This window comes from Kitasatospora sp. NPDC003701 (assembly GCF_053587085.1).
The window spans coordinates 91331-103876 of record NZ_JBSFNM010000011.1; the positions used below are offsets into that span (position 1 = coordinate 91331).

Below are 12546 nucleotides of genomic sequence, written 5' to 3' on the forward strand. Positions count from 1 at the left end.
TGCCCTCCTTGGGTGACTCTGCTCGCGAACGGGCGTTCGCGGTGCGAAGGTATGGTCGATATGACCACTTGCTGAGACGAGGGACGGAGAGACCCACGTGGCGCGCAGCGTGTACGTGACCGGGATCGACCGGGGGGACGGCCGGCAGGCCGTCGAACTCGGGGTCATGGAACTGCTCACCCGCCAGGTGGACCGGGTCGGGGTGTTCCGGCCCCTGGTGCACGCCCACGCGCCCGTGGGGGCGCCTCCCGGCGGCCGGCCCGGGGGAGAGCGCGGCTCCGACCACGTCGTCGAACTGCTGCGCACCCGCTACCGGGTCGACCTGCCGGCCGCCGAGCTGTACGGGCTCACCTACGAGGAGGCCGCCGCGCTGCAGGCCGCCCAGGGCCAGGACGAGCTGGTCTCCACCCTCGTCGACCGGTTCCGGGCGCTGGAGCGGCGCTGCCAGGCGGTGCTGGTGCTCGGCACCGACTTCGCGGACACCAACATCCCCGACGAGCTGGCCTTCAACGCCCGCCTCGCCAACGAGTTCGGCGCCGCCGTGCTGCCGGTGGTCGGCGGCCACTCCGAGGACCCGGCGGCCGTGATCGCCGAGGTCCGCAACGCCCACCGCGCCTACACCGACCTCGGCTGCGAGACCCTGGCGATGGTCGCCAACCGGGTCGCCCCCGGCGCCAAGCAGCGGATCCAGCGCACCCTCACCGAGAAGCTGCCGATCCCGGCGTACGTCATCCCGGAGGAGCCGGCGCTGGCCGCGCCGACCGTCGCCCAACTGGTCGAGGCCACCGGCGCCGAGGTCCTGATCGGCGACGCGGCCGGACTGGCCCGGGACGTCCGCGGCTTCGTCTTCGGCGGTGCCATGCTGCCGACCTTCCTGGACGCGCTGACCGAGGGCGCCCTGGTGGTCACCCCCGGGGACCGCGCCGACCTGGTGATCGGCTCGCTGGCCGCGCACGCCGCCGGCGCCCCGCCGATCGCCGGTGTGCTGCTGACGCTCGGCCAGCACCCCGGCCCGAACGTGATGGCGCTGGCCGCCCGGCTCGCCCCCGGCACCCCGGTCGCGGTCGTCCCCGAGGGCAGCTGGCTCACCGCCGCCGCCCTCACCCACCTGGAGGGCAAGCTCTCCGCGGCCAGCCCGCGGAAGGCCGAGATCGCCCTCGGCCTCTTCGAACTCCACGTGGACACCGCCGAGTTGACCGCCCGGATCGAGGTCGGCCGGACGGAGCGGGTGACCCCGATGATGTTCGAGCACGCGCTGCTGGAGCGGGCCCGGGCCCCGCGCCGGCACATCGTCCTCCCCGAGGGCACCGAGGACCGGGTGCTGCGCGCCGCCGAAGTCCTGCTCCGCCGCAACATCTGCGACCTCACCCTGCTCGGCGACGTCGACGCGGTGCGCCGCAAGGCCGCCTCGCTCGGCATCGACCTCCCGCAGGTGGAGGCCCCTCCCAGCCCCCCGGCCGAGGGCGCTCCGACGGCCGACCGGGCCCAGGTCCGGATCGTCGACCCGGCCACCAGCCCGCTGCGCCGGCAGTTCGCCGAGCTGTACACCGGGCTGCGCGCCCACAAGGGCATGACCGTCGAGCTGGCACTGGACGTCGTCACCGACGTCAGCTACTTCGGCACCCTGATGGTCCAGGAGGGCATCGCCGACGGCATGGTCTCCGGCGCGGTGCACTCCACCGCCGCCACCATCCGGCCCGCCTTCGAGGTGATCAAGACCGCGCCGGGCGCCGCGATCGTCTCCTCGGTCTTCTTCATGTGCCTGGCCGACAAGGTGCTGGTCTACGGCGACTGCGCGGTCAACCCCGACCCGGACGCCCGGCAGCTGGCCGACATCGCCATCCAGTCCGCCGCCACCGCCGCCCAGTTCGGCGTGGAGCCGCGGGTCGCGATGCTCTCGTACTCCACCGGCACCTCCGGCTCCGGCGCCGACGTCGACAAGGTCCGCAAGGCCACCGAGCTGGTGCGCGCGCTGCGCCCGGACATCCTGGTCGAGGGCCCGATCCAGTACGACGCGGCGGTGGACGCCCATGTCGCGGCCACCAAGCTGCCGGGCTCCCCGGTGGCCGGCCGGGCCACCGTGCTGATCTTCCCGGACCTCAACACCGGCAACAACACCTACAAGGCCGTCCAGCGCTCGGCCGGCGCGGTGGCGGTCGGCCCGGTCCTGCAGGGGCTGCGCAAGCCCGTCAACGACCTCTCGCGCGGCGCGCTGGTCGAGGACATCGTCAACACCGTCGCGATCACCGCCATCCAGTCGCAGGAGCACGGCGGCCCGCGGTCCGCCCCCACCACCCCGTCGCAGGAGCGCACCGAAGGAGCCCGGGCATGAGTGAAGGCACCCGCGTCCTCGTCCTGAACGCCGGCTCCTCGTCGGTGAAGTACCAGCTCATCGACATGCTGGACGGCACCCGGCCGGCCTCCGGCCTGGTCGAGCGGATCGGCGAGGCGAACGGCCGGCTGGTGCACACCTCGCGCTCCGGCGAGAAGCGCGAGGCGCTCCAGGTCTTCCCCGACCACTCCGCCGCCCTGAAGGCCGTCGCCGAGGAGCTCGCCGCCGACGGCCTCGGACTGGACTCCCCCGAGCTGGCCGCGATCGGCCACCGGGTGGTCCACGGCGGCCTGCGGTTCACCGAGCCGACCGTGATCACCGACGACGTGCTCCAGGAGATCCGCCGGCTGATCCCGGTCGCCCCGCTGCACAACCCGGCCAACATCACCGGGATCGAGGTGGCCCGCGCGCTGCGCCCGGACCTGCCGCAGGTCGCCGTCTTCGACACCGCCTTCCACGCCTCGATGCCGGAGTACGCGGCGCGGTACGCGGTGGACAAGGCGGTCGCCGACGAGCACCGGGTGCGCCGCTACGGCTTCCACGGCACCTCGCACCAGTACGTCTCGCGGGCCACCGCCCGGCTGCTCGGCAAGGACCCGGCCGAGGTCAACGTGATCGTCCTGCACCTGGGCAACGGCGCCTCCGCCTCGGCGGTCGCGGGCGGCCGCTGCGTGGACACCTCGATGGGTCTGACGCCCTTGGAGGGCCTGGTGATGGGCACTCGTTCGGGTGATATCGACGCGGGCGTGGTGTTCCACCTGCACCGGGTCGGCGGGCTCTCGATCGACGAGATCGACAGCCTGCTCAACCGCCGCAGCGGCCTGCTGGGGCTGTGCGGCGACAACGACATGCGCGAGATCATGCGGCGGGCCGAGGAGGGGGACGCGGACGCCGAGCTGGCGTTTCAGGCCTACATCCACCGGCTGCGCAAGTACATCGGCGGCTACTACGCGGTGCTCGGCCGGGTCGACGCCATCGCGTTCACGGCCGGCGTCGGCGAGAATGCGGCTCCGGTGCGGGCCGCGGCCACGGCCGGGCTGGAGGAGCTGGGCATCGCGGTGGACCCCGAGCTGAACTCGGTGCGCTCCGGCGAGGCCCGGATCATCTCGCCCGCGTACGGCCGGGTCGCGGTCGCCGTGGTACCCACCGACGAGGAACTGGAGATCGCGCGACAGGCCTTCGCCCTGGTGCACCGGCAGTCCGGGGGCTGACCCGCCGTCGTCTCGCCCCTCGGAATCCTTCGTTGGCGATTCCTCACGATTCGTGCCGAATGCACCTATAACACGAACGGATAGACTGATCCATATGCGCCGAGCGAAAATTGTCTGCACCCTGGGTCCGGCCACGGACTCCTACGAACAGCTGAAGGCCATCGTCGAGGCGGGCATGAACGTCGCCCGACTGAACATGAGCCACGGCACCCACGCGGACCACGAGGAGCGGTACCGAAAGGTCCGCCAGGTCTCGGAGGACACCGGCAAGGCCATCGGCGTCCTTGCCGACCTCCAGGGGCCGAAGATCCGCCTGGCCACCTTCGCCAACGGTCCGGTGACCGTCGACAACGGTGACGAGTTCATCATCACCACCGAGGACGTCCCCGGCGACCAGCACATCTGCGGGACCACCTACAAGGGCCTGCCCGGCGACGTGAAGCCCGGCGACCCGATCCTGATCAACGACGGCGTCATCGCCCTGGAGGTCGTCAGCGTCGACGGCCCGCAGGTGAAGACCGTGGTCGTCGAGGGCGGCGTGCTCTCGAACAACAAGGGCATCAACCTGCCCGGCGCGGCCGTCAACGTGCCCGCCCTGTCCGAGAAGGACAAGGACGACCTGCGCTTCGCGCTGGAGCTGGGCGTCGACATGGTCGCGCTCTCCTTCGTCCGCAACGCGGCCGACATCAAGGACGTCCACGAGGTCATGGACGCGGTCGGCATCCGGGTGCCGGTCATCGCCAAGATCGAGAAGCCGCAGGCCGTCGAGGCCATGGAGGAGATCGTCCTCGCCTTCGACGCCATCATGGTCGCCCGCGGTGACCTGGCCGTCGAGTACCCGCTGGAGCGGGTGCCGCTGGTCCAGAAGCGCCTGATCACGCTGGCCCGCCGGAACGCCAAGCCGGTGATCGTCGCCACCCAGATGATGGAGTCGATGATCCACGCCTCGCGCCCCACCCGCGCCGAGGTCTCCGACGTCGCCAACGCGATCCTGGACGGCACCGACGCGGTCATGCTGTCCGCCGAGTCCAGCGTCGGCAAGTACCCGATCGAGACGGTCCGCACCATGAGCCGGATCGCCGAGAAGGCCGAGGAGGAGCTGCTCTCGCAGGGCCTCCAGCCGCTGAACCCGGGCCGCAAGCCGCGCACCCAGGGCGGCTCGATCGCCCGCGCCGCGTGCGAGCTGGGCGACTTCCTCAACGGCAAGGCGCTGGTCGCGTTCACCAAGTCCGGTGACACCGCGCGCCGGCTGTCCCGCTACCGCTCGCCGATCCCGGTGATCGCGTTCACCCCGGACAACGCCACCCGCAACCAGCTCTCGCTGAGCTGGGGCGTCGAGGCGCACGTCACCGAGCAGGTCGGCTCCACCGACGAGATGGTGGCCCAGGTCGACCGCGAGCTGCTCAAGATCGGCCAGCTGGACGAGGGCGACACTGTCATCGTCACCGCCGGCTCGCCCCCCGGCGTCCCCGGCAACACCAACATGGTCCAGGTCCACCACCTGGGCACCCGGAGCGAGTAGCACCGGTCAGGCAACACGCCCGTGGGGCGGTCCCTCCGCGACGGAGGGGCCGCCCCACGGGCGTTTCCGCGGCACCGGCCTACTTGTTGCCGACGTAGGGCTTGTCGTCGTTGAAGAGCTGCATGCCGGGGATCTTCAGCGTGCCGCCGAACTGGCCGGACTGGATCGCGGTGACGCCGGTCATCTGCATCCAGAGCGGGATCTCCAGCTTGCCGATCAGGTCGTACAGCCACTGCGGCAGCGGACCGTCGGGGGTGAGGGTGAGCTCGCCGAGGTCGATCGGGATCGGTATGCCGAGCACCTGGGACAGGTGGCCGGAGAGCTTCTCCACGTACATCGTGACCGGGCCCTGGCGCATCGTGGAGACCGAGCCCGGCGCGCCCTTGACGTGGAAGGTCTTGCCGTTGCCCTCCAGCGTCGACATGTCGAGGTTCTCGATGTCCACGCTGTCGACCACGAACTTCAGCACCCGCTTGGTGGTGGTCGGCGTCCGGACGTCGACCACTCCCATCAGCACGGCGTGGTTCAGGGTCAGCCGGCTGGTCTGCAGGGTCCAGTTCTGGTCCGGGACGAGGATCGGGTTGTCCGGCTTCGCGCCGGCGGCGAGGCCCTTCATCGGGACCAGGCAGTTCGGGTCGGCGCTCGGCGAGGACGAGGCGGACGGCGTGGCCGAGGACGGCGGGGTGGCCGGGCCGGCGGTCTTCGCACCCGCGGACGGCTTGGCGGTGGTGCCCGCCTTGCCGCTCGGGGTGGTGGCGGCGGACGGGCTCTGCGCACCCGACGGGGCGGCCGGCGGTGTCGTGGCGGCGGCCGGCGGCTGCGCGGGCGCGGTGGGCGCCTGGGTGCCCGCGGCCGGGGCGGCCGGAGCCACCGCGCGGTTGCCCGCCGCGGCTGCGGCAGCGGTCGACGGGGCCGGGCTCGCGGTGGTCGCGGACGCCGACGGGGTCGGTGAACCGCTCGGGTGGATCAGGTTGGTGATGCCGCCGACGATGTCGTCGATCAGCCCGGCCTGGACGACCCCGCCGGAGCCACCGGTGGTGGCGGACCGGACGGGGCCCGCGGCGGGCGTCGTCGCGGGCGCCGTGGCCGCCGTCGTGGGCGCCGTCGGCGCTGTCGGCGTGCTCGTCGGACCGCTCGACGGTCCGGCGGTCGGCGCGGCCGTCGTGGCGTCGGGCAGCGGCACGGACGGGCCGGGCAGCGGCGGGGGCAGCTCGCTCTTGGGAACGGGCGTCTCCGCCACCTTCGGCGACTGGGAGGCGACGTCGGGCGCGGTGGCGCACGGCTTGCCCGCGGAGGTCTCGGCGATCGCGGCGTTCGGCGTGTAGGCGGCGGCCATCAGCAGCGCGGTCGGCACCGCGGCCATCGCCAGGGCGCGGCCTCTGAGCCGGATCCGGACGGGCGTGCGGGGCGCCGCGTGGCGGGCGGAGCGCTGCTCCGGCACGGCCGGGCCCTGCTGCTCCTGCGGGCCGGTCACCGTGCCTCCTTCTGGTCACCGGTCTGCTGCGGCGGGACGTCGGCGGCGGCCGGGGCGGTGTCCGGGGCCGGCGGCTCGGCCTGCGCGGGGACGACCGGCAGCGGCGCGGTGGCACCCTCGGCGGAGGCGGAGGCGGAGGCGGAGGCGGAGGCGACGGTGTCGGCGGTGCCGTTCTGCGCGGTGGGCTCGACGGCCGTCGACTCGGCGGTGCCGGCCCCGACGGCCTCGGCCGCCGCCTCGGGCGGGTTCGGCGCCCAGGCGAGCATCAGCCCGCCGCCGATCAGGCCCGGCAGCAGGGCCAGCCCGAACCCGGAGAGGTTGGAGACCGGGACGGAGACCAGGGTGAGCAGGGTGGTGGCGACACCCGCGAAGAACCGGACGGCCGGCTGGAACCAGGCGGTCAGCCCCAGCACGATCAGCAGGACGCCGATGATCAGCGACCCGGCGCCGCCGGTGGTGGCCATCTGCACGGTCATGCCGCTCAACGACAGCTTGGCGTACGGGAAGTACATGATCGGAACGCCGGCGATCATGGCCAGCAGGCCGCCGTAGAACGGCCGGGACCGGCGGAAGTTACGGAACACCCGACGCACCCACTGGGCGGGGTTCTCGTGCTCGGCGGGCCGGAACTCGGCAAGGGCGCTGGACACGGTGCAGCTCCTCGATGGTGTGAACGAGGCGAAAAACGGGAGGGGGAGGACCGGGAGCGGCGCGCGCACCGCCCCGGCCCCCCGGGTACCGCGGTCGGCGGCGGGCCGGGGCCCGCCGCCGGTCAACGGCCTAGAAGCACTCGTGCCCGCCGTCGGTGTGCAGCGCGAGCTTCAGGCCCTGGAGCTTGAAGGTGCCGGCCGAGGTGGCCCAGGCGGTCTGCTGCACGTTCGACAGGTCGGCCTTGTCGGCGGCCTGGGCGAAGCCGGTGCCGCCGGAGGGCAGGCCGGTGCCGAGCCGGGACTTCCAGCCCTGGGTGGCGGTGCCCTTCAGGGTGGAGGCGTCCTGGCCGATGTTGATGTTGGTGAAGGTGGCGTCCGCGTTGAGCTGGTCGAGGTCGATCAGCAGGTTCTTGGCGCTGACCTGCTTCTCCGGGTCGTCGCTCTGACCGGCCTCCAGGCGGAGGGTGATCTTCGGCAGCTTCCACGGCAGGCCGGGGATGATGTTCGGGTCCGTCACCACGGACTGGCAGAGGCCCTTGATCCGGGCCTCGTCGAACGCCGAGACGGCGACCGGGTGCGGCGTGCCGTTGGACTCGGCGTCGATCGAGCCGAACTGCGCGAAGTTCGTGCCGTGCAGCTCCTGCGTGGAGACCTTGAAGTTCTGGCCGGAGACGCTGAACGAAGCCGCCAGAGCGTTGTTGGCCAGCGCGACGCCCACCGCGGCGGTGGCCGCGAGGCTGGGCACCATCACCAGGGCGAAGCGCTTCCAGCGGGTCTTGCCGTAGGTCTGGGACATGCGAGTCCTCCTTCTAGGACGTACATCTCCGGCTCCCCGGCGGTGCGTCGCGCACCGGTGGGGGCCTGGGATGGGAGAGAGCTACGTCCTCGGTAGCGGAGAGCGCCATGGGTGCCGTCGGACGCGGGAGCGGCCGGCACACAGCGGCACTCCCGTCCCTTCACCGACCGCCCTTGCGGGGCGGCGGGCAGGACCGACGACATCGGCGATCACCCCCGAGCGACAACCAGCGACCGCGCGGGCCGCGCGGCCGGATCGAAGGACAGGAACCGCCGTGGGACCGCGGATACCCCCCTGCCCTCCCGTCGTCGGCCGTGGCCGACGACTCGCCCGGTGGGGATCCCTCGCTCCGCTCGCCGACCGGCTGTCGGGGTTCGGAGTCTGGGACCGGGCGTCGCCGATGCTGCTTGAATCCCGGGCGAAGCACAAGGGGTTCATTACTGACGGGTAATCCAACATCGGATGGTGACGATCATGGAATTGGCCACCCGCACACCCAGAGTGATGAATTGAAGGAACCGTGACGATGAAATCCGCCGGAAACACCAGCGAAACACCCGTGGACGGTCACCTGAAGTGACCGTCCACGGGTGTTGTCAAGATTTGGTAAACCTCTGACGCGATGACCGGATTGTCGCCAAATCGCCAGCGACACCGCAGGTCATCCGCCGTGCCAGAGAGCGGCCGGGGAGGTCCCGCGGAGGGGCCCTCAGAACAGGACGCGGGCCAGCGCGCCGCGCGCCGCCGTCACCCTCGGATCCTCGGCGCCGATCACCTCGAACAGCTCCAGCAGCCGGACCCGGACGGTGTCCCGGTCCTCGCCGAAGGTCCGCCCGACGGTGGCCACCAGGCGCCCGAAGGCGTCCTCGACATGACCGCCCACCAGGTCCAGGTCGGCCGCCTTCAGCTGGGCCTCGACGTCCTTCGGATCGGCCGCGGCCGCCGTGCGGACGCTCGCCAGGTCCAGCCCCTCCACCCGGCGCAGCAGCTGCGCCTGGGCCAGGCCGAGCTTGGCCTCGGTGTTGCCCGGCTCCTCGACCAGCACGTTCTGGTACGCCTGGATGGCGCCGCCGAGGTCCCCCCGGTCCAGCGCCTCGTGCGCGGCCGCCAGGGCCGGGTCCTCCGGCAGGTACGGGCCGGCCTCGCCGGGCGCCTCGGCCGGTGCCCCGGCGCCGCCCACCACGCCGAAGCGCTGCTCGGCGACCAGGATCAGCTGGTCCAGCACCTTGCGGACGTTGGCCTCGCTCTCGGCACCCTGGAACAGCGGCACCAGCTGGCCCGCCACCACGGCCATCACGGCCGGGACGCCCTGGATGCCGAACTGCTGGGTGAGCAGCTGGTTGGCCTCGACGTCGATCTTGGCGAGCACGATCCGGCCCGCGTACTCCTCGGCCAGCCGCTCCAGCAGCGGGCTGAGCTGCTTGCAGGGCTCGCACCACTCGGCCCAGAAGTCGATGACCACCGGCACTTCGGTGGAGCGCTGGACGACCTCGGTCTCGAAGGTGTCCTCGGTGACATCGATGACGAGCGGGTACGCGGACGGGTCCGGGGCGATGCCGGCCGCCGCCTGGCGGGCCCGCTCGGCCCTGGCCTGCTCGGCCTTCTGGGCAGCCTCGCCGGCTGCCTTCACTGCGGCGAGGTCGACCGCACCGCGCAGAGCGGAGCTGTTGAGACGCGAATTCCGTGGCTGCATGGCACTATCCTCCCCCGTCCGTGCTGCTGGCGGGCACCAACCTCCGGAAACTCGCACCGCGCGGGCTGCGCGGCGCCGGTTCCCGAGGTGGACGACCCGTCCCCCGGTAGCCTGAACCGTTCGGCGCGGATCCCCATCCGCACCCGCGCCGCCCCCGTCCCACGGGGTCGCGGCGCCTGGTTGTCACTGCTTTCGCTACGAGTCGTAGCGTAACTGGATCGAGGGCCCCCGCCGCAACCCCATCGGTGCGTCCCGGGACGTGAGCTGTCCCACTTTCCCGCACACCCCGGCTGACCCGAACGGCGAACAGTCGCTACCGTTACCTGCCCCACCCATGTTACTTACCAGTACATCGCAAGGAGGCCCGGTGCCGGCCCCCCAGTCCCCCGTGACCCCGGCGTGCCCGGCGGGCCGTGAAGACCCCGCACAAGCCCCGGAGAGCCCCGACAGCACCACCGCCCGGGCCAAGGGGCGCCCGCGCAGCGCGGCCGCCGACACCGCCATCCTCGACGCCACCCGCGAGGCCCTGGCCGAACTCGGCTGGGGCGGGCTGACCATGGGCCACGTGGCCACCCGCGCCAAGGTCGCCAAGACCACCCTGTACCGCCGCTGGCCCTCCAAGAACGAACTGGTGGTGGACGCGGTCGCCAGCCTCTTCGACGAGCTGGTGATGCCCGACCTCGGCAGCCTGCGGGCCGACATCGAGGCCGTGGTCGCCCAGTTCGCCGATCTGCTGGCCCGCCCGGAGACCCAGGCCGCCCTGCTCGCCCTGTTCGCCGAGGGCACCCGGGACCGGCAGCTGCGGCGGCGGATCCGGGAGGCGATCGTGGACCCGCAGAAGCGCCTGGTCCGGCAGGGCCGGGCCGCCGCCCAGGCGCGCGGCGAACTCGCCCCGGACGGCGACGAGACGACGGCCGCCGAGGAGATCGACATCATCTTCGACACCATCGCCGGGACGGTCGAGCACCGGGTGCTGGTCAGCGGCGAGCCGATCACCACGGAGTGGATCCGCCGCTTCACCGATCTGCTGCTCGGGCCCTTCCCGCACCTCGCCGAGGGCTGAGCGGACGCGCGGAACCGCCCCGCGCGCTCCTCGCGCGGGGCGGTTCCCGGTGCCGCCGGCGGAACGGGCGCGGCGGCTCAGAAGCTGGCGGTCTCCCGGTAGATGCCCCACTCCTCGCGCAGCGCGTTGCAGATCTCGCCCAGGGTCGCCTCGGCCCGCACCGCGTCCAGCATCGGCGGGATCATCGACGCACCCGAGCGCGCCGCCGCCAGCATCGCGTCCAGCCCGGCCCGCACCGCCGCCTCGTCCCGCCCGGCCTTGCGCTCGGCCAGGACCCGCACCTGCTCGCGCTCGACCTCGTGGCTGACCCGCAGGATCTCCAACTCGGGGGTGACGCTGCGCGGGTGGCAGTTGACGCCGACGACCCGCTTCTCGCCCTTCTCGACCCCCTGCTGGTACTGGAAGGCCGCCTCGGCGATCTCGCCGGTGAACCAGCCCTCCTCGATCCCGCGCAGGATGCCGGAGGTGATCGGGCCGATCTCGTGGTCCTCGCGGCCCTTGTCCAGGATCCGCCGGAAGATCACCTCGGCCTGCTCCTCGATCCGGTCGGTGAGCGCCTCGACGTACCAGGAGCCGCCCAGCGGGTCGGCCACGTTGGTGATGCCGGTCTCCTCCATCAGCACCTGCTGGGTGCGCAGGGCGATCTCGGCGGCCTGCTCCGAGGGCAGCGCCAGGGTCTCGTCCAGGGCGTTGGTGTGCAGCGAGTTGGTGCCGCCGAGCACCGCCGAGAGGGCCTCGACGGCGGTGCGGACCACGTTGTTGTACGGCTGCTGGGCGGTCAGCGAGACACCGGCGGTCTGGGTGTGGAAGCGCAGCCACTGCGCCTTGTCCGTCCGGGCGCCGAAGCGGTCGCGCATCCAGCGGGCCCAGATCCGGCGCGCGGCGCGGAACTTGGCGATCTCCTCGAAGAAGTCGAGGTGCGCGTCGAAGAAGAACGAGAGGCCGGGCGCGAAGACGTCCACGTCCAGGCCCCGGGACAGGCCCAGCTCGACGTAGGCGAAGCCGTCCGCCAGCGTGTACGCCAGCTCCTGCGCGGCCGTCGAACCGGCCTCGCGGATGTGGTAGCCGGAGACCGAGAGCGGCTTGTACGCCGGGATGCCCTCGGCGCAGTAGGCCATCAGGTCGCCGATCAGGCGCAGGTGCGGCTCGGGGGCGAAGAGCCACTCCTTCTGCGCGATGTACTCCTTGAAGATGTCCGTCTGCAGGGTGCCGTTGAGCACCGCCGGGTCGACGCCCTGGCGCTCGGCGGCGACCAGGTACATGCAGAAGATCGGGACGGCCGGGCCGCTGATCGTCATCGAGGTGGTGACGTCGCCGAGCGGGATCCCCTTGAAGAGGACCTCCATGTCGGCGGCCGAGTCGATCGCCACACCGCAGTGCCCGACCTCGCCGAGCGACTTGGCGTCGTCGGAGTCGTACCCCATCAGGGTGGGCATGTCGAAGGCGACCGAGAGGCCGCCGCCGCCCGCCTCCAGGATCATCCGGTAGCGCTCGTTGGTCTGCTCGGCGTTGCCGAAGCCCGCGAACTGGCGGATGGTCCACGTCCGCCCCCGGTAGCCGGTGGCGTGCAGCCCTCGGGTGTACGGGTACTCGCCCGGCCAGCCGATCCGCTCGAAGCCCTCGACCGGCTGCCCCGCGGGCGGGCCGTAGACCGGCTCGACCTCGTCGCCGGAGAGGGTGGTGAAGTCCGCGTCCCGCTTGCGGGCGCTGTCGTACCGCTGCTGCCAGCGCTGCCGTCCGCGCTCGATCTCCTCGGCGTCCATGGACCCGAACTCCGCTCCGTACGGCCGCCACGGCACGTGGAC

At 72.4% G+C, this 12546-nt stretch carries 9 protein-coding genes; 4 read left to right on the top strand and 5 right to left on the bottom strand.

The window, feature by feature from the left end; translation table 11 throughout:
- Positions 1-97 precede the first annotated feature (97 nt).
- The 3 genes from pta to pyk all read left to right on the top strand — a co-directional run bounded on the left by pta (position 98) and on the right by pyk (position 5065).
- The gene (gene pta / locus ACWDRR_RS13425; RefSeq protein ID WP_449772309.1) at positions 98-2332 is read left to right on the top strand and encodes a phosphate acetyltransferase; all 2235 of its coding nucleotides are present in this window, start codon (positions 98-100) and stop codon (positions 2330-2332) included.
- Complete coding sequence (locus ACWDRR_RS13430) at positions 2329-3543, top strand: acetate kinase (protein ID WP_449772310.1); 1215 nt, start codon at positions 2329-2331, stop codon at positions 3541-3543. Before pta ends, ACWDRR_RS13430 begins: the two co-directional genes overlap by 4 nt.
- A 94-nt stretch (positions 3544-3637) precedes the next feature.
- Positions 3638-5065: a pyruvate kinase gene (gene pyk, locus ACWDRR_RS13435; RefSeq protein ID WP_449772311.1), complete on the top strand. Its 1428-nt coding sequence runs from the start codon at positions 3638-3640 to the stop codon at positions 5063-5065.
- Between the two features lie 79 nt (positions 5066-5144).
- On the opposite strand, the gene ACWDRR_RS13440 is transcribed toward pyk, so the two are convergent.
- The 4 genes from ACWDRR_RS13440 to ACWDRR_RS13455 form a co-directional block, all read right to left on the bottom strand.
- Positions 5145-6539: a hypothetical protein gene (locus ACWDRR_RS13440; protein WP_449772312.1), complete on the bottom strand. Its 1395-nt coding sequence runs from the start codon at positions 6537-6539 to the stop codon at positions 5145-5147.
- A complete protein-coding gene (locus ACWDRR_RS13445; protein ID WP_449772313.1) occupies positions 6536-7189 on the bottom strand; it encodes a DUF6114 domain-containing protein in 654 nt (217 codons plus the stop codon). The genes ACWDRR_RS13440 and ACWDRR_RS13445 overlap by 4 nt, the downstream gene beginning before the upstream one ends.
- A gap of 130 nt (positions 7190-7319) precedes the next feature.
- Positions 7320-7985, bottom strand: coding sequence for a DUF6230 family protein (locus tag ACWDRR_RS13450; RefSeq protein WP_449772314.1), 666 nt, complete (start codon positions 7983-7985; stop codon positions 7320-7322).
- A 709-nt stretch (positions 7986-8694) separates the two neighbouring features.
- Positions 8695-9678, bottom strand: coding sequence for a tetratricopeptide repeat protein (locus ACWDRR_RS13455; protein WP_449772315.1), 984 nt, complete (start codon positions 9676-9678; stop codon positions 8695-8697).
- Positions 9679-10045: 367 nt separating this feature from the next.
- Here ACWDRR_RS13455 and ACWDRR_RS13460 point away from each other — a divergent pair, with 367 nt between their 5' ends.
- Complete coding sequence (locus tag ACWDRR_RS13460) at positions 10046-10741, top strand: TetR/AcrR family transcriptional regulator (protein ID WP_449772316.1); 696 nt, start codon at positions 10046-10048, stop codon at positions 10739-10741.
- A gap of 77 nt (positions 10742-10818) precedes the next feature.
- Here ACWDRR_RS13460 and ACWDRR_RS13465 read toward each other — a convergent pair whose 3' ends face one another.
- Positions 10819-12504 (bottom strand): acyl-CoA mutase large subunit family protein, encoded by a 1686-nt coding sequence (locus ACWDRR_RS13465; RefSeq protein WP_449772317.1) that lies wholly within the window; start codon positions 12502-12504, stop codon positions 10819-10821.
- Positions 12505-12546 lie beyond the last annotated feature (42 nt).

Coding starts and splice junctions, on each gene's coding strand:
- ACWDRR_RS13430 (WP_449772310.1), top strand. CDS start 2,329: ATGAGTGAAGGCACCCGCGTCCTCGTCCTGAACGCCGGCTCCTCGTCG.
- ACWDRR_RS13465 (WP_449772317.1), bottom strand. CDS start 12,504: ATGGACGCCGAGGAGATCGAGCGCGGACGGCAGCGCTGGCAGCAGCGG.
- ACWDRR_RS13455 (WP_449772315.1), bottom strand. CDS start 9,678: ATGCAGCCACGGAATTCGCGTCTCAACAGCTCCGCTCTGCGCGGTGCG.
- ACWDRR_RS13450 (WP_449772314.1), bottom strand. CDS start 7,985: ATGTCCCAGACCTACGGCAAGACCCGCTGGAAGCGCTTCGCCCTGGTG.
- pyk (WP_449772311.1), top strand. CDS start 3,638: ATGCGCCGAGCGAAAATTGTCTGCACCCTGGGTCCGGCCACGGACTCC.